The sequence below is a fragment of the Streptomyces sp. A3M-1-3 genome (assembly GCF_024213665.1).
In the GTDB taxonomy this organism is placed as follows: Bacteria; Actinomycetota; Actinomycetes; order Streptomycetales; family Streptomycetaceae; genus Streptomyces.
The window spans coordinates 43,352-58,836 of sequence record NZ_JANAVP010000030.1; the positions used below are offsets into that span (position 1 = coordinate 43,352).

A 15,485-nucleotide genomic window follows, 5' to 3' on the forward strand; every position below is an offset into this window, starting at 1 on the left:
ATCGCCCGCCTGGCCACCCGAACGAGTGAACATCACTCAGGAGTTGGCAGACAACTCGGCCCCTGTCGCATCGAGGGGCCGATTCGGCGCGCCGGTTGAAACTTCGCGGCGGGCTTTGGCAGGATGCGCGCCCACAGCTTCCCGGAGCGGTCGATTCCGTCCGAATGCGGGCCTGACCTGCTGGTATGGGCCAATTGACCTTGGTTCGGCCGAGGTCGTGAAGAGCTCGTGCAGACTTACCGTATGCGCATCGAACTCGCCTCGGTCCCCGGCGACCCCGCACGCCCCAACGAGGACTGGATCTCAGCGGCCCTACCAGCCTCGGGCCGGGGTGGAGTGCTGGTGGCGCTGGACGGTGTCACGCCTCCACGGAACGACGACGGCTGTGTACACGATGTGCCCTGGTTCACCGCGCGGCTCGGTGGCGCACTGGTCGAACTGTCCGGTTCACGGCGGGATATGACCTTGCGGGAGATCCTCGCGGAAGCAATCAGGCGCACCGCCGAAGCACACCGCGGCACCTGTGACCTTTCTCACGTACGTACGCCTCAGGCAACGGTCGTCGTGGCGCGCTGGGACGACGAGCAGGTCGAGCATCTCGTCCTCTGCGACTCCGTACTGCTGCTGGAGGCGCCGGACGGCCGGGTGACCGCGGTCGCGGACGACCGGCTGAGCCGCGTTCCGCGGGAGACCCGCCGCTCTCTGGCGGCGATCGACGCCCTGCGCAACGCCGAGGGCGGCTTCTTCACGGCGGCCGCGGACCCCGCGGTGGCGGAGCGCGCGGTGACCGGTGTGTCGCCGCGCGCGGAGGTACGTACGGTCGCGGCGCTGACCGACGGGGCCAGCTGCTGGGCGGACGTCTTCGGGGAGGGCGACTGGGCGGACTGCCTGGCCGTCCTGCGCAAGGAGGGGCCGGCCGGGCTGATCGGCCGGGTGCGGGCGCTGGAGGAGGCGGACGCGGAGCTGAATTCGTTCGAGCGCTGGAAGCTCCACGACGACGCGTCGGTGGTGTACGCGGAGCTGTAACCAGGCGCGGCCTGGCTCGGTCATGCCTCGGCGCGCTTGTTGAGCTGATGCAACAGCCGGGCCAGTTCCGCGACCTCGCCGCGGTCCCAGCCGGCCAGCTTGCGCATGTACCGGCTGCGCCGCGCGTCCCGTACCCGAAGGAAGCGCGCACGGCCCTCGTCGGTCAGCCGGACGAGGAAGGCCCGCCCGTCGGCCGGGTCCTGCTCGCGCGTCACCAGGCCGAGGCCCTCCAGCGCCCGCAGCTGCCTGCTCATGGTCGCCTTGCCGACACCGAAGTAGGCGGCGAGTTCGGTGGCCCGCTGCCGGCCGGTCTCCTCCAGGCGTACGAGCAGGCCGTACGCGGCGGGCTCCAGCTCGGGATGGACCTCACGGGCCATCTCGCCCGAGGAGGCGCGGGCGCGCCGGAGGAAGACAGACAGCTCCCGCTCCAGAGCGAGGAACTCCTGGTCTCCGGTCCCTTGCACAGCTGCTCCCATTTCCTTGCGTTTGCCCGACGGCACAGTATTTCGCAGGCGCGGGCGGGGTGCTGCGGCGTGGCGCCGCGCCGCCCGGCGCTGAGCCCGGCCCGGCTCGGCGGCCGACAGGCCGGTGAGGGGCGGGGGGCGCGGTCACCTGGGGATGGGCGCCGGCCCGGCTCGGCGGCCGACAGGCCGGTGGGTGAGGGCGGGTTGAGCTGATCGGGGGAGCGCATGCTTCGGGAAGGGGGCGGGGCCCGTGGACCCTTCATCCCGCGACGGTCCGCGCCCGGCCGCAGGCCGGTGAGCGGCTCGGGGGCGCGGCCACTGCGGGACGAGCCCGGCCCCGGCTCAGCGGCCACCGGGTGGTCGGTGGCCGGGGGCGCGGCCACTGCGGGACGAGCCCGGCCCCGGCTCAGCGGCCACCAGCCGGCGGCCACTGAGCCCAAGCCCGGCCGCCCGGGCAGCTGATGTGCCCGGCCCCGCTCCCCGGGGCCGCCCGACGTACATCCGCAGTAGCGGGACGCGGCTGCCTGTCAGGGTGGAGCGAAGCGGAATCGCGCAGCGACGCGACGTAGGAGCGCCCTAATGGGCAGTGAAGCGGGGGCATCGCCAGACTCTCAAGCCGGGCGGCACCGGGTTACCCCGAACCACGCCCCCCTCACGCCGCCGCCGCGACCTCCACCTCCGATGGGGACAGGGCCAGGTCCAGGACCTGGCGGACGTCCGTTACCGGGTGGACCTCCAGGCGGTCCAGGATCTCGGCCGGCACATCGTCCAAGTCCGGCTCGTTCCGCTTCGGGATCACGACCGTCGTGATCCCCGCCCGGTGCGCGGCCAGCAGCTTCTGCTTCAGGCCGCCGATCGGCAGGACCCGGCCCGTCAGCGACACCTCACCGGTCATCGCCACATCCGTCCGCACCTGGCGGCCGGACAGCAGCGACGCCAACGCCGTCGTCATCGTGATGCCCGCGCTCGGCCCGTCCTTCGGGACCGCACCCGCCGGGAAGTGGATGTGCACGCCCCGGTCCTTGAGGTCGGCGACCGGCAGTTCCAGCTCCGCTCCCCGCGAGCGCAGGAACGACAGCGCGATCTGCGCCGACTCCTTCATCACGTCACCGAGCTGACCGGTGAGCGTCAGACCGGCGGCGCCCGTCTCCGGGTCCGCCAGCGACGCCTCGACGAAGAGGACGTCCCCGCCCGCGCCGGTCACGGCGAGTCCGGTGGCCACGCCGGGCACCGCCGTGCGGCGCTCCGCCGGGTCCTGCGCCGACTCCGGCACATGGTGCGGACGGCCGATCAGCTTGCGCAACTGCTCCGCACCGATCGTGAACGGCAGCTCCCGCTCACCCAGTTCGTGCTGGGCCGCCACCTTCCGCAGCAGCCTGGCAACGGCGCGCTCCAGGTTCCGTACACCCGCCTCCCGGGTGTACTCGCCGGCCAGCTTCCGCAGGGCGGAGTCCTCCAGCACGATCTCGCCCGGCTCCAGACCCGCGCGCTCCAGCTGCCTCGGCAGCAGGTGGTCGCGGGCGATGACGACCTTCTCGTCCTCCGTGTAGCCGTCCAGCCGGACCAGTTCCATCCGGTCGAGCAGCGCCTCCGGAATCGCCTCCAGGACGTTCGCCGTGGCCAGGAAGACGACATCGCTCAGGTCGAGTTCGACCTCCAGGTAGTGGTCCCGGAAGGTGTGGTTCTGCGCCGGGTCCAGGACCTCCAGCAGCGCCGCCGCCGGATCGCCGCGGAAGTCCGAGCCGACCTTGTCGATCTCGTCGAGCAGGACGACCGGGTTCATCGAACCGGCCTCCTTGATGGCGCGGACGATACGACCGGGCAGCGCACCGACGTACGTACGCCGGTGACCGCGGATCTCCGCCTCGTCGCGGACTCCGCCCAGCGCCACCCGTACGAACTTGCGCCCCATCGCGTGCGCCACCGACTCACCCAGCGACGTCTTGCCGACGCCCGGCGGGCCCACGAGCGCGAGCACCGCGCCGCCGCGCCGGCCGCCGACCACGCCCAGCCCGCGGTCGGCACGCCGCTTGCGCACCGCCAGGTACTCGGTGATCCGCTCCTTCACGTCCTGCAGGCCCGCGTGCTCGGCGTCCAGGATCGCCTTGGCGCTCTGAATGTCGTACTCGTCCTCCGTCCGCTCGTTCCAGGGGAGTTCGAGGACGGTGTCGAGCCATGTGCGGATCCAGCTGCCCTCCGGGCTCTGGTCGCTGGACCGCTCCAGCTTCTCGACCTCCTTGAGCGCGGCCTCGCGGACCTTCTCGGGCAGGTCCGCGGCCTCGACGCGAGCCCGGTAGTCGTCGGTCTCGTCCTCCGGGTCGCCGTTCAGCTCGGCGAGTTCCTTGCGTACGGCCTCCAGCTGCCTGCGCAGCAGGAACTCACGCTGCTGCTTGTCCACGCCGTCCTGCACGTCCTTGGCGATGGACTCCGCGACGTCCTGCTCGGCGAGGTGCTCGCCGAGCCACTTGACCGCGACCTTGAGCCGGGCCACCGGGTCGGCGGTCTCCAGCAGTTCGACCTTCTGGTCCAACGTCAGGAAGGGCGAGTAGCCGGAGTTGTCGGCGAGGGCGGAGACCCCGTCGATCTGCTGGACGCGGTCCACGACCTGCCACGCGCCACGCTTCTTCAGCCAGCTGGTGGCGAGTGCCTTGTACTCCTTGACGAGTTCTGCGACCGAGCCGGGCAGCGGATCGGGGACGGTCTCGTCCACCGGGGCGCCCTCGACCCACAGGGCCGCGCCGGGACCGGTCGTTCCCGCCCCGATCTTCACCCGGCTGCGGCCCCGGATGAGGGCCCCGGGGTCGCCGTCGGAGAGCCGGCCGACCTGCTCGACGGTGCCGAGCACACCGGTCGCGGCGTACGTCCCGTCGACGCGCGGCACGAGCAGCACCTTGGGTTTGCCGCCCGCGCGGGCCGCGGCTTGCGCGGCCTCGACCGCGGCCCGTACGTCGTTGTCGGAGAGGTCGAGGGGCACCACCATGCCGGGCAGCACGACCTCGTCGTCGAGCGGCAGCACGGGGAGAGTGAGTGATGCGGACGTCGAAGCCATGATCTTCCCTTCGGCAGCGAAGTTGAGCTGTACGGACTCAATGCTTCGGCGCTCCGGGATGTTCCCCCACCGGCGTTCGCTCTGAGCGATCGCTCTGCGCGCCCGCTCTCTCCCGTACGAACGCGCGATCCGGCATGCTCGGCAGGCATGAGACCGACCGGGTGGACGACGAGCGGGCTGCCGGCGGCCGCCCTGCTGCTGGCGGGCTGCACCGCGGGCGGCGGCGCGGAGCCGAGCCATGCGCCGGACCGGAGGACGGCCTCGTCCCCCGCACCGGAGTCGACGCCCCCGGCAACCGCCACCCCGTCCGCCACCCCGTCCGACCCCGCGCCCACCGGCCGGGACGAGCGACTGGTCACGGTGACGGTAACCGGCGGCATCGCCGGACGGCACGACAGCGGCTGGTCAACGGCGACGGCACGTACACCACACGGACCGGAAGCAAGACCGGCGCACCGGGCAGGCTGACGCCCCCCGAACTCGCCTGGCTCCGTAAGGCCCTGGAGGAGGCGGACTTTCCGCACCTGCCGCGCGTCTCGATGGGCGAGCCGGTGCCCGCCGCCTTCATCTACGCCATCCGGCTCGCGTACGCAGCCCGCCGCCGGGCCACCGCGCTGCTGCCCCTGGCGGTCGCCACCGCCGCGGCCATCGCCATCGCGCAGACGGGCGACGGCATGTGGCGCATGGACCCGGCGCTGAACCGACAGGTCTGCGACGACTCCACCCCGCAGGTCTGCGTCAACAGCACCAACGCCAAGTTGCTGCCCCAGGTCTCCCGGGCTCTGTCCGGCGTCACCGGCCGACTGAAGGGGGTGGAGGGCGTTCCGGTCCGGTTCGAGGACGTTGCCGGCGAACCGCGCGCGGACGAGGTCCAGTTGCCCATGCTGGAGCCCCTCGGGCAGTCCGTGCTGCGCGGGCGGCTGACCGACCTCCAGCAGTACGCCTGGGAAGCCGCCGCCGCACTGACCTGGCGGGACTGCGACGGGGCCGGAGCCGAGCGGCTGAGAGAACTCGACACGGCAGTACAGGACTGGCTCGCACCGCCGCCGCACGGGTACTTCGAACCGTTCGGCCCACCCAAGCAGCTGCCACGCCTCAAGGCCATGGGCGACGAGGAACGCCGCGCCTGGCTCAGCCGCTACTTCGCCACCCGTGGCGACTGCGACCCGCGGAAGGTGCCGTCTCTGTGAGCGTCAACCCGCTGATGCTGTACGCCCGTTCGCGCCGGCTCCCGCTGACCCTCGGCGCCCTCGCCGCCATCTCGGCGTCCGCCGCCTGGGCCGCGTACGGGTTCCAGGACGGGCTGCACTTCGACCACGCCGCTCGCTTCCTGGTCCTCACGCCGGCCCCGCTGCTCGCCTCCGCCGCCGTCGGCGTCAGCCTCTACACGCACGCCGAGGAGCTGGACCCCACGGCAGGCCGCCCCTGGTGGCCCCGGCGGCTGGTGCACCTGCTGGCGCTGACCGCCCTGGCGGTCGGGCTCCTCGCCCTCGCGGTCGGACTCCTCGCCCACGCCGCCCCCGGACACCCGGAGCAGTTCGGGGCACCGGCCGTCGCGCGCAATGTGCTGGGCGCCTGTGGAGTCACAGCGGGCGCTGCGGCGGTGCTGGGGGCGCGGCTGAGCTGGCTGCCCATGGCGGTCTACGCGGGCGCGGTCCATCTGGCGGCGCCGCGTACCCCGGGCGGGTTCGCCGCCGTATGGGCCTGGTGGACGCAACCGGGGCCCCAGGCCGCGGCCTGGGGCGTTGCTGCCGCCGCGTTCCTGTGCGGCGGGGCGCTCTACGTGTGGCGCGGGGCGCGCGCCGAGGGGTCGTGGACCTGACCCGTGGGGTCGTTTTCGCGTGGCTTCGCCGGACGGCTTTTGCGAGGATGTGCGGACATCCGCAGGCCGAACCGTCACCTGGAGGAACCGCCGTGCTCTCGCCGCACCCCGCCGACACCGACGCACAAGTACCGGTCGTCCTCGACCGGCGTGACGGACCGCACGGCGAGGTCGTCCTGCGGCAGCGCGGGGCGCGGTACGAGATCATCGCCAACGGGTGCTTCCTGATGGACACTTCCGACGGCCGCTCCGAACGGCTGCTGGTCGACGCCGCGTTCGAGACACTGGATGGAGCAGCGCTGTACGGCGGTGCCTCCGTACTCATCGGCGGGCTCGGGGTCGGCTTCTCGCTCGCCCGAGCCGCGGCGAATCCCGGCTGGGGCCGGATCGCGGTCGTCGAGCGCGAGCGGGCGATCATCGACTGGCACCGCGAGGGCCCGCTCGGCGCCATCTCGCGCGAGGCGCTGAGCGATCCGCGGACCGTGATTCTGCACACGGATCTCGTTGCGTACGCTCGTACCGCTTCGGACACATATGACGCGCTCTGCCTCGACATCGACAACGGCCCCGACTGGACGGTCACCGAGGACAACAGCAGCCTCTACTCACCGGCCGGACTGGCCGCCTGCCAGGCGCGGTTGAACCCCGGCGGAGTCCTCGCCGTCTGGTCCGCGCAACCGTCGGCCAGCTTCGAAGAGTCATTGCGGAATGCCGGATTCAGCGGGGTACGGACCAAAGAGGTCCAGGTTGCCCGAGGCGTCCCCGACGTCGTCCACCTCGCACATCGCCCTGCGTAGCCGGGAGCGTCCGACTGCCTTTACGCTGCTCCCCTGTACGCGGATCTTTGGAAGCGCACTCCCAGGGGCGGGGCGATGGATCAGACACACACCACGCACAACGGCGTACCCGCCACCCCCGGCGCCCAGCGCCGGGTGCTGGTCGTCGAGGACGACCCGACGATCGTCGACGCCATCGCCGCGCGCCTGCGCGCCGAGGGGTTCCAGGTGCAGACGGCCACCGACGGCCCTGCCGCCGTGGAAGCGGCGGAGGCATGGCTGCCCGACCTGCTCGTACTGGACATCATGCTGCCGGGCTTCGACGGCCTGGAGGTCTGCCGCCGCGTCCAGGCGCAGCGGCCGGTTCCGGTACTGATGCTCACGGCGCGTGACGACGAGACCGACATGCTGGTAGGACTCGGTGTCGGCGCGGACGACTACATGACCAAGCCGTTCTCGATGCGCGAGCTCGCGGCCCGGGTGCATGTCCTGCTGCGGCGCGTGGAGCGCGCGACGCAGGCCGCGCACACCCCGCGCAGCGGCATACTGCGCCTCGGTGAGCTGGAGATCGACCACGCCCAGCGGCGGGTGCGGGTCCGTACCGAGGACGTACACCTGACCCCCACCGAGTTCGACCTGCTGGTCTGCCTGGCGAACACACCCCGCGCGGTGCTCTCGCGCGAGCAGCTGCTGGCCGAGGTGTGGGACTGGGCGGACGCCTCGGGGACCAGGACCGTCGACAGCCACATCAAGGCGCTGCGGCGCAAGATCGGCGCCGAGCGGATCCGTACCGTCCACGGAGTCGGATACGCCCTGGAGACACCGGCGCCATGAGCCGCCGGCCCGGGACGGGGCTGCGCCCGTTCTCGATCAAGACCAAGCTGGGCACGCTCGTCGTCGTCTCGGTCTTCATCACGACGGGCCTGCTGCTGGTGGCCCTGCGCACCGAGACCGAGCTGCGCTTCATCACGGTCTTCTCGGTGATCGCCTCGATGCTGATCACCCAGTTCGTGGCGCACAGCCTGACCGCACCGCTGGACGAGATGACGACCGTGGCGCGGGCCATATCGCACGGCGACTACACGCGGCGGGTGCGCGGCGCCGGCCGGCGCGACGAGCTGGGCGACCTGGCCGACACGATCAACCGCATGGCGGACGACCTGGAGGCGGTGGACCGGCACCGCAAGGAGCTGGTCGCCAATGTCTCGCACGAGCTGCGCACTCCCATCGCGGGGCTGCGGGCCGTACTGGAGAACGTCGTCGACGGCGTCTCCGCCGCCGACCCGGAGACGATGCGGACCGCGCTGAAGCAGACCGAGCGCCTCGGCCGGCTGGTGGAGACGCTGCTCGACCTGTCACGGCTCGACAACGGGGTGGTACCGCTGAAGGCGCGCCGCTTCGAGGTGTGGCCCTATCTGTCGGGCGTCCTGAAGGAAGCCAATCTGGTGGCCGCGCAGCGCGGTCTCACCTCCGGCTCCGGCAGCCACACCCGCAAGGACGTCCATCTCCACCTCGACGTCTCGCCGCCCGAGCTGACCGCTCACGCCGACGCGGAGCGGCTGCACCAGGTGGTGGCCAACCTGATCGACAACGCGGTCAAGCACAGCCCGCCACACGGCCGGGTCACCGTCCGCGCCCGGCGCGGCGCCCAGCCGGAGAGCCTGGACCTGGAGGTGCTGGACGAGGGCCCGGGCATTCCGAAGTCGGAGTGGCACCGGGTCTTCGAGCGCTTCAACCGCGGCAGCGCGTCCGGCGGCGACGGCGGTACGGGGCTGGGGCTCGCCATCGCCCGCTGGGCCGTCGATCTGCACGGCGGACGCATAGGAGTGGCCGAATCATCCCGTGGCTGCCGGATACAGGTCACTCTTCCGGGAATCGTCCCGTCGCAGCGTTGACGTAGGGTTCGAGGAGATCAGGCAGGGGTGCGGGCCGTGGGGCCGCACCCACGGTGGCGCGTACCCGCTATGCACCGGAACCCCGCTTGTTTCCCGCCATTTCAAGCGGCGAAACACGGGTTTCGATGTGACTTGCACGACGGATCGCCCGCCCGGCCTGCATCTCCGGGCCAGGGAGGCGTAGCCTTTATTCCCGCTGTCCATCACCTTGTGAAGCGGAAGAGGGCGGTTACCGCCGTGTCGCCACAGTCCCCCAGTAACCCGAGCATCTCGACCGACCAAGACGGGCAGGGAAAGAACCCTGCTGCCGCGTTCGGTCCCAATGAGTGGCTCGTCGACGAGATCTACCAGCAGTACCTCCAGGACCCGAATTCGGTCGACCGCGCCTGGTGGGACTTCTTCGCCGACTACAAGCCGGGCGCGGCCGGCGCTCCGGCCGCGGTGAAGCCCACGGACGAGGCCGCAGCCGCGGGGGCTGCGTCCCCCGCGCCCCAGGCCGCCCCGGCCCAGGCCCCGGCTCCTGCCCCGGCGACGCCCCCCGGTGCAAGCACCGGCTCCACTGGAGCGGCTGCCGCCGCGCCCCCAGTCGCCGCCGCGCCCGCCGCTCAGGCCGCTGCCCCGGCTCCCGCCCCGGCCCCGGCCTCTCCGGCAGCCGCGAAGCCCGCCTCTGCCCCCGCTCCGGCCGCCGCACAGCCGGCCGGCCTCAAGCCCGGTGCAAGCACCGGCTCCACTGGAGCGGCTGCCGCCGCGCCCCCTGCCGGGTCGCCGGCCAAGGAGGCCAAGGAGGCGAAGGAAGCCCCCGAGGGCCCGGAGCTCGTGACGCTGCGCGGCCCGTCCGCGGCCGTGGCGAAGAACATGAACGCCTCGCTGGGGCTGCCGACGGCCACGTCCGTCCGCGCGGTCCCGGTGAAGCTGCTCTTCGACAACCGCATCGTCATCAACAACCACCTCAAGCGCGCCCGGGGCGGGAAGGTCTCCTTCACCCACCTCATCGGCTTCGCGATGGTGCAGGCCCTCAAGGCCATGCCGTCGATGAACTACTCCTTCGCGGAGAAGGACGGCAAGCCGACGCTGGTCAAGCCGGCGCACGTCAACCTCGGCCTCGCCATCGACCTGGTGAAGCCGAACGGTGACCGCCAGCTGGTCGTCGCGGCGATCAAGAAGGCCGAGACGCTCAACTTCTTCGAGTTCTGGCAGGCGTACGAGGACATCGTCCGCCGCGCCCGCACCGGCAAGCTCGGCATGGACGACTTCACCGGAGTCACCGCGTCGCTGACGAACCCCGGCGGCATCGGCACCGTCCACTCCGTGCCCCGCCTGATGCCCGGACAGGGCCTCATCATGGGCGTCGGCGCGATGGACTACCCGGCCGAGTTCCAGGGCACCTCCCAGGACACCCTGAACAAGCTGGGCATCTCCAAGGTCATGACGCTGACCTCGACGTACGACCACCGGGTCATCCAGGGCGCCGCCTCCGGCGAGTTCCTGCGCGTCGTGAACCAGCTCCTCCTCGGCGAGAACGGCTTCTTCGACGAGATCTTCGAGTCGCTGCGCATCCCGTACGAGCCGGTCCGCTGGCTCCGCGACATCGACGTCTCGCACGACGACGACGTGGCCAAGGCCTCGCGCGTCTTCGAGCTGATCCACTCCTACCGGGTCCGCGGCCATGTCATGGCCGACACCGACCCGCTCGAGTACAAGCAGCGCAAGCACCCCGACCTCGACATCATCGAGCACGGCCTCACCCTGTGGGACCTGGAGCGCGAGTTCGCGGTCGGCGGCTTCGCCGGCAAGCAGCTGATGAAGCTGCGCGACATCCTGGGTGTGCTGCGCGACTCGTACTGCCGCACCACCGGCATCGAGTTCATGCACATCCAGGACCCGAAGCAGCGCAAGTGGCTCCAGGACCGCGTCGAGCGCCAGCACTCCAAGCCGGAGCGCGAGGAGCAGCTGCGGATCCTGCGCCGCCTCAACGCTGCCGAGGCGTTCGAGACCTTCCTGCAGACCAAGTACGTCGGCCAGAAGCGGTTCTCCCTGGAGGGCGGCGAGTCCGTCATCCCGCTGCTCGACGCCGTCATCGACTCGGCCGCCGAGGCCCGCCTCGACGAGGTGGTCATCGGCATGGCCCACCGCGGCCGCCTGAACGTCCTGGCGAACATCGTCGGCAAGTCGTACGCGCAGATCTTCCGGGAGTTCGAGGGCAACCTCGACCCGAAGTCGATGCACGGCTCCGGCGACGTCAAGTACCACCTGGGCGCCGAGGGCACCTTCACCGGCCTGGACGGCGAGCAGATCAAGGTCTCGCTCGTCGCCAACCCCTCCCACCTGGAGGCGGTCGACCCGGTCCTGGAGGGTGTCGCCCGCGCCAAGCAGGACATCATCAACAAGGGCGGTACGGACTTCACCGTCCTGCCCGTCGCGCTGCACGGTGACGCGGCCTTCGCCGGCCAGGGTGTCGTGGCCGAGACGCTCAACATGTCGCAGCTGCGCGGCTACCGCACCGGCGGCACGGTACACATCGTCATCAACAACCAGGTCGGCTTCACCGCCGCCCCGGAGTCCTCGCGTTCTTCCATGTACGCGACCGACGTGGCGCGCATGATCGAGGCGCCGATCATCCACGTCAACGGTGACGACCCGGAGGCCGTGGTCCGCGTCGCGCGGCTCGCCTTCGAGTTCCGGCAGACGTTCAACAAGGACGTCGTGATCGACCTCATCTGCTACCGCCGCCGCGGTCACAACGAGGGCGACAACCCGCAGTTCACCAACCCGCAGATGTACAACCTGATCGACAAGAAGCGTTCGGTGCGCAAGCTCTACACCGAGTCGCTCATCGGTCGCGGTGACATCACGCTGGAAGAGGCCGAGCAGGCGCTGCAGGACTTCCAGGGTCAGCTGGAGAAGGTGTTCGCGGAGGTCCGCGAGGCCACCTCGCACCCGGCCACGGCCCACGTCCCGGAGGCTCTGCCCGAGTTCCCGGTCGCCGTGACCACCGCGATCTCCCAGGAGAACGTCAAGCGGATCGCGGAGTCCCAGGTCAACATCCCCGACGGGGTCACCGTGCACCCGCGTCTGATGCCGCAGATGCAGCGCCGCGCGGCCTCGGTCGAGGACGGCACGATCGACTGGGGCATGGGCGAGACGCTCGCCATCGGCTCGCTGCTGATGGAGGGCACCCCGGTCCGGCTGTCCGGCCAGGACACCCGTCGCGGTACGTTCGGCCAGCGGCACGCCGTCCTGGTCGACCAGGAGACCGGCGAGGACTACACGCCGCTGCTCTACCTCTCCGATGACCAGGCCCGCTACAACGTCTACGACTCGCTGCTCAGCGAGTACGCGGCGATGGGCTTCGAGTACGGCTACTCCCTCGCCCGGCCCGAGACGCTGGTCATGTGGGAGGCGCAGTTCGGTGACTTCGTCAACGGCGCGCAGACCGTCGTGGACGAGTTCATCTCCTCGGCCGAGCAGAAGTGGGGCCAGACCTCCGGCGTCACGCTGCTCCTGCCGCACGGTTACGAGGGCCAGGGCCCGGACCACTCCTCCGCCCGCCCGGAGCGCTTCCTGCAGATGTGCGCGCAGGACAACATGACGGTCGCCATGCCGACTCTGCCGTCGAACTACTTCCACCTGCTGCGCTGGCAGGTCCACAACCCGCACCACAAGCCGCTGATCGTCTTCACCCCGAAGTCGATGCTGCGTCTGAAGGCGGCGGCGTCGAAGGCGGAGGAGTTCACCACCGGCGGGTTCCGCCCGGTGATCGGTGACGATTCGGTCGACCCGGCCGCCGTCCGCAAGGTCGTCTTCTGCGCCGGCAAGGTCTACTACGACCTGGACGCCGGGCGTCAGAAGCGCGGCATCAAGGACACCGCGATCATCCGGCTCGAGCGCCTGTACCCGCTGCCGGGTGCAGAGCTCCAGGCCGAGATCGCGAAGTACCCGAACGCCGCGAAGTACCTCTGGGCGCAGGAGGAGCCGGCGAACCAGGGTGCGTGGCCGTTCATCGCGCTCAACCTGATCGACCACCTGGACCTGGCGGTCGGCGCCGACATCCCGCACGGCGAGCGCCTGCGCCGCATCTCGCGGCCGCACGGCTCATCCCCGGCGGTCGGCTCGGCCAAGCGCCACCAGGCGGAGCAGCAGCAGCTGGTCAACGAGGTCTTCGAGGCCTGACCCGCTGCCTCGGCAGTACGTACGGAAGGCCCGGTTCCGCAGCACGCGGGGCTGGGCCTTCCGGCGTACTGGTCGGCATATCCTGGCCGGTAACGTCCCCACACCCTGCACGGAGTGAGCCTTGTACTTCACCGATCGCGGCATCGAGGAGCTGGAGAAGCGGCGCGGCGAGGAGGAGGTCACCTTCGAGTGGCTCGCCGAACAGCTGCGGACGTTCGTCGACCTCAACCCGGACTTCGAGGTCCCGGTCGAGCGCCTGGCGACGTGGCTGGCGCGGCTGGACGACGAGGACGACGAGGAGTGACCCCCTGGCGAGGGCACCCTTGACTTCCCCACACCGCGATATATCGTGTCTATCGAGAGACGCGATATGTTGCGTTACCCCGAGGGAGGTCAGCACCATGCCTGAATCGACGTGGGCGGTCGCCGAACCGAAGAAGCTCACTTTCGACGACCCGGTGACGGCGCTCAACGTGCGCATCGTCAACGGAACCGTCAACGTCGTCGGAACCGAGGAAGGTTCCGCCCGCCTGGAGGTGTCCGAGCTCGACGGCCCGCCGCTGACCGTGACCCAGCACGGCGGCACGCTGACGGTCGCGTACGAGGATCTGCCCTGGAAGGGCTTCCTCAAGTGGCTCGACCCCAAGGGCTGGCAGCGCAGCGCGGTGGTCTCCCTCGCCGTGCCCAGCGGCACCCGGGTCGAGGTCGGCGTGGTCGGCGCCGGGGCGGTCGTCTCGGGCATCCAGGGCCGTACGGACGTACGCGGCGTCACCGGCGACACCACCCTGGTCGGAGTCTCGGGCGATGTCCGGGCCGAAACCGTCTCCGGCAGCCTGGAGGCGCAGTCCGTCACCGGAGACCTGCGCTTCAAGTCGGTCTCGGGAGACCTGACCGTCATCGACGGGGCGGGCCCTTCCGTACGGGCCGACTCGGTCAGCGGCGACATGGTCGTCGACGTGAACCCGTCCGGCGCCCCCACCAACATCAGCCTCACGTCAGTCTCCGGCGAGGTCGCCATCCGGCTGCCGCACCCGGCGGACGCCAAGGTCGAGGCGAACACCGCGAGCGGAGAGGTGTCCAACGCCTTCGACGACCTGCGCGTCAGCGGCCAGTGGGGTGCCAAGAAGATCACCGGCACCCTTGGGGCGGGCAACGGCAAGCTCAGGGCCACCACAGTCTCGGGTTCCATCGCCCTCCTCCGCCGTCCGCTCGCCGACGAGAAGGTGCTCTGACATGCCCCCCGTCTTCGCCCACGGCCGCCTCCGCCTGTACCTGCTGGGACTGCTCGACGAGGCACCGCGCCACGGCTACGAAGTGATCCGCCTGCTGGAGGAGCGCTTCCAGGGCCTGTACGCCCCGTCCGCCGGCACCGTCTACCCGCGCCTCGCCAAGTTGGAGGCCGAGGGCCTGGTCACCCACGCCACCGAGGGCGGCCGCAAGGTGTACTCGATCACCGACGCGGGCCGGGAGGAACTGGCGGGCCGCAGCGGTGAACTGGCCGACCTGGAACTGGAGATCCGCGAGTCGGTCTCCGAACTGGCCGCCGAGATCCGGGCCGACGTACGCGGCGCGGCTGGCGACCTGCGCCGCGAGATGCGGGCCGCCGCGTCCGAGACGCGCCGCGAGTCCGCTTCCGCGGGGGGTGACTGGAAGGAGCAGGCCCGCCGGGCGAAGGACGAGAGCCGCAGGGCCCGCGAGGACGCGCAGCAGGCGCGGCGCCAGGCGCAGGAGGCGCATGAGCAGGCGCGGCAGGAGATGCAGCGCCTCGCCAAGCGGGTGCAGGACCGCTTCGCGCGGGGCGACTGGCCGACCAGCGTACGGGAGGGTCTGGCCGACATCACGAAGGAGTTCGGCCGCTTCGGCCGGCCGGCGCCCGAGCCCGGACCCGAGCCGGAGTGGGCGCACGAGGACTCCTCGGGCAACCCGGCGCGCGACCTGGACCGGCTGCTGGACCGGTTCCGCGACGACATCCGCGACGCGGCGCGGGACCATGGCGTGACGGACGCTCAGCTGCAGGAGGCCCGCCGCCACCTGTCGGCGGCGGCAGCCCACATCAGCGCGGCCCTCCGCGGTGCTCCCTAGCGGTCGCGGTACCGGGACCTTTACACACCCCGGCGCCCAGGCGCCGGAGGCGAGCCGCTCCGGGGCGCGAGGCTCCCTGACGGTCGCGGTACCGGGACCTTTACACACCCCGGCGCCCAGGCGCCGGAGGCGAGCCGCTCCGGGGCGCGAGGCTCCCTGACGGTCGCGGTACCGGGACCTTTACACACCCCGGCGCCCAGG

General features: G+C 71.2%; 12 protein-coding genes. 10 read left to right on the plus strand and 2 right to left on the minus strand.

Annotated elements, in window-relative coordinates:
• Positions 1-243: 243 nt before the first annotated feature.
• Positions 244-1,026, plus strand: a complete 783-nt coding sequence (locus tag NLX86_RS27670) for a protein phosphatase 2C domain-containing protein (protein WP_254374527.1) — start codon at positions 244-246, stop codon at positions 1,024-1,026.
• 20 nt (positions 1,027-1,046) lie between these two features.
• Here NLX86_RS27670 and NLX86_RS27675 read toward each other — a convergent pair whose 3' ends face one another.
• On the minus strand, positions 1,047-1,502 hold the full coding sequence (locus NLX86_RS27675; RefSeq protein ID WP_374213969.1) for a MarR family winged helix-turn-helix transcriptional regulator: 456 nt from the start codon (positions 1,500-1,502) through the stop codon (positions 1,047-1,049).
• A 640-nt stretch (positions 1,503-2,142) separates the two neighbouring features.
• Positions 2,143-4,539 carry an endopeptidase La gene (gene lon / locus NLX86_RS27680; protein WP_254374529.1) on the minus strand — a complete coding sequence of 799 codons (2,397 nt, stop codon included), beginning with the start codon at positions 4,537-4,539 and terminating at the stop codon, positions 2,143-2,145.
• Between the two features lie 134 nt (positions 4,540-4,673).
• Between lon and NLX86_RS27685 the strand changes: the two genes are divergently transcribed.
• From NLX86_RS27685 to NLX86_RS27725, 9 genes are all read left to right on the plus strand, one after another.
• Positions 4,674-5,729, plus strand: a complete 1,056-nt coding sequence (locus NLX86_RS27685) for a hypothetical protein (RefSeq protein ID WP_254374530.1) — start codon at positions 4,674-4,676, stop codon at positions 5,727-5,729.
• 14 nt (positions 5,730-5,743) lie between these two features.
• Positions 5,744-6,361, plus strand: a complete 618-nt coding sequence (locus NLX86_RS27690; protein WP_254374561.1) for a hypothetical protein — start codon at positions 5,744-5,746, stop codon at positions 6,359-6,361.
• A gap of 47 nt (positions 6,362-6,408) precedes the next feature.
• Positions 6,409-7,158, plus strand: coding sequence for a spermidine synthase (locus tag NLX86_RS27695; protein ID WP_374213970.1), 750 nt, complete (start codon positions 6,409-6,411; stop codon positions 7,156-7,158).
• Between the two features lie 75 nt (positions 7,159-7,233).
• Positions 7,234-7,971: a response regulator transcription factor gene (locus NLX86_RS27700; protein WP_254374532.1), complete on the plus strand. Its 738-nt coding sequence runs from the start codon at positions 7,234-7,236 to the stop codon at positions 7,969-7,971.
• Positions 7,968-9,032, plus strand: a complete 1,065-nt coding sequence (locus tag NLX86_RS27705) for an ATP-binding protein (protein ID WP_254374533.1) — start codon at positions 7,968-7,970, stop codon at positions 9,030-9,032. Before NLX86_RS27700 ends, NLX86_RS27705 begins: the two co-directional genes overlap by 4 nt.
• A 237-nt stretch (positions 9,033-9,269) precedes the next feature.
• Positions 9,270-13,202, plus strand: a complete 3,933-nt coding sequence (locus tag NLX86_RS27710) for a multifunctional oxoglutarate decarboxylase/oxoglutarate dehydrogenase thiamine pyrophosphate-binding subunit/dihydrolipoyllysine-residue succinyltransferase subunit (protein ID WP_254374534.1) — start codon at positions 9,270-9,272, stop codon at positions 13,200-13,202.
• 121 nt (positions 13,203-13,323) lie between these two features.
• The gene (locus NLX86_RS27715; protein ID WP_005312030.1) at positions 13,324-13,506 is read left to right on the plus strand and encodes a DUF6104 family protein; all 183 of its coding nucleotides are present in this window, start codon (positions 13,324-13,326) and stop codon (positions 13,504-13,506) included.
• Between the two features lie 97 nt (positions 13,507-13,603).
• The gene (locus NLX86_RS27720; RefSeq protein ID WP_254374535.1) at positions 13,604-14,434 is read left to right on the plus strand and encodes a DUF4097 family beta strand repeat-containing protein; all 831 of its coding nucleotides are present in this window, start codon (positions 13,604-13,606) and stop codon (positions 14,432-14,434) included.
• A gap of 1 nt (position 14,435) precedes the next feature.
• Positions 14,436-15,284 (plus strand): PadR family transcriptional regulator, encoded by an 849-nt coding sequence (locus NLX86_RS27725; RefSeq protein ID WP_254374536.1) that lies wholly within the window; start codon positions 14,436-14,438, stop codon positions 15,282-15,284.
• Positions 15,285-15,485: the final 201 nt, after the last annotated feature.

What these genes read in the sequence shown, in the direction of transcription:
- NLX86_RS27670 (WP_254374527.1), top strand. Translation starts at nt 244, where the DNA reads ATGCGCATCGAACTCGCCTCGGTCCCCGGCGACCCCGCACGCCCCAAC.
- NLX86_RS27675 (WP_374213969.1), bottom strand. Translation starts at nt 1,502, where the DNA reads ATGGGAGCAGCTGTGCAAGGGACCGGAGACCAGGAGTTCCTCGCTCTG.
- lon (WP_254374529.1), bottom strand. Translation starts at nt 4,539, where the DNA reads ATGGCTTCGACGTCCGCATCACTCACTCTCCCCGTGCTGCCGCTCGAC.
- NLX86_RS27685 (WP_254374530.1), top strand. Translation starts at nt 4,674, where the DNA reads ATGCTCGGCAGGCATGAGACCGACCGGGTGGACGACGAGCGGGCTGCC.
- NLX86_RS27690 (WP_254374561.1), top strand. Translation starts at nt 5,744, where the DNA reads ATGCTGTACGCCCGTTCGCGCCGGCTCCCGCTGACCCTCGGCGCCCTC.
- NLX86_RS27695 (WP_374213970.1), top strand. Translation starts at nt 6,409, where the DNA reads ATGTGCGGACATCCGCAGGCCGAACCGTCACCTGGAGGAACCGCCGTG.
- NLX86_RS27700 (WP_254374532.1), top strand. Translation starts at nt 7,234, where the DNA reads ATGGATCAGACACACACCACGCACAACGGCGTACCCGCCACCCCCGGC.
- NLX86_RS27705 (WP_254374533.1), top strand. Translation starts at nt 7,968, where the DNA reads ATGAGCCGCCGGCCCGGGACGGGGCTGCGCCCGTTCTCGATCAAGACC.
- NLX86_RS27720 (WP_254374535.1), top strand. Translation starts at nt 13,604, where the DNA reads ATGCCTGAATCGACGTGGGCGGTCGCCGAACCGAAGAAGCTCACTTTC.
- NLX86_RS27725 (WP_254374536.1), top strand. Translation starts at nt 14,436, where the DNA reads ATGCCCCCCGTCTTCGCCCACGGCCGCCTCCGCCTGTACCTGCTGGGA.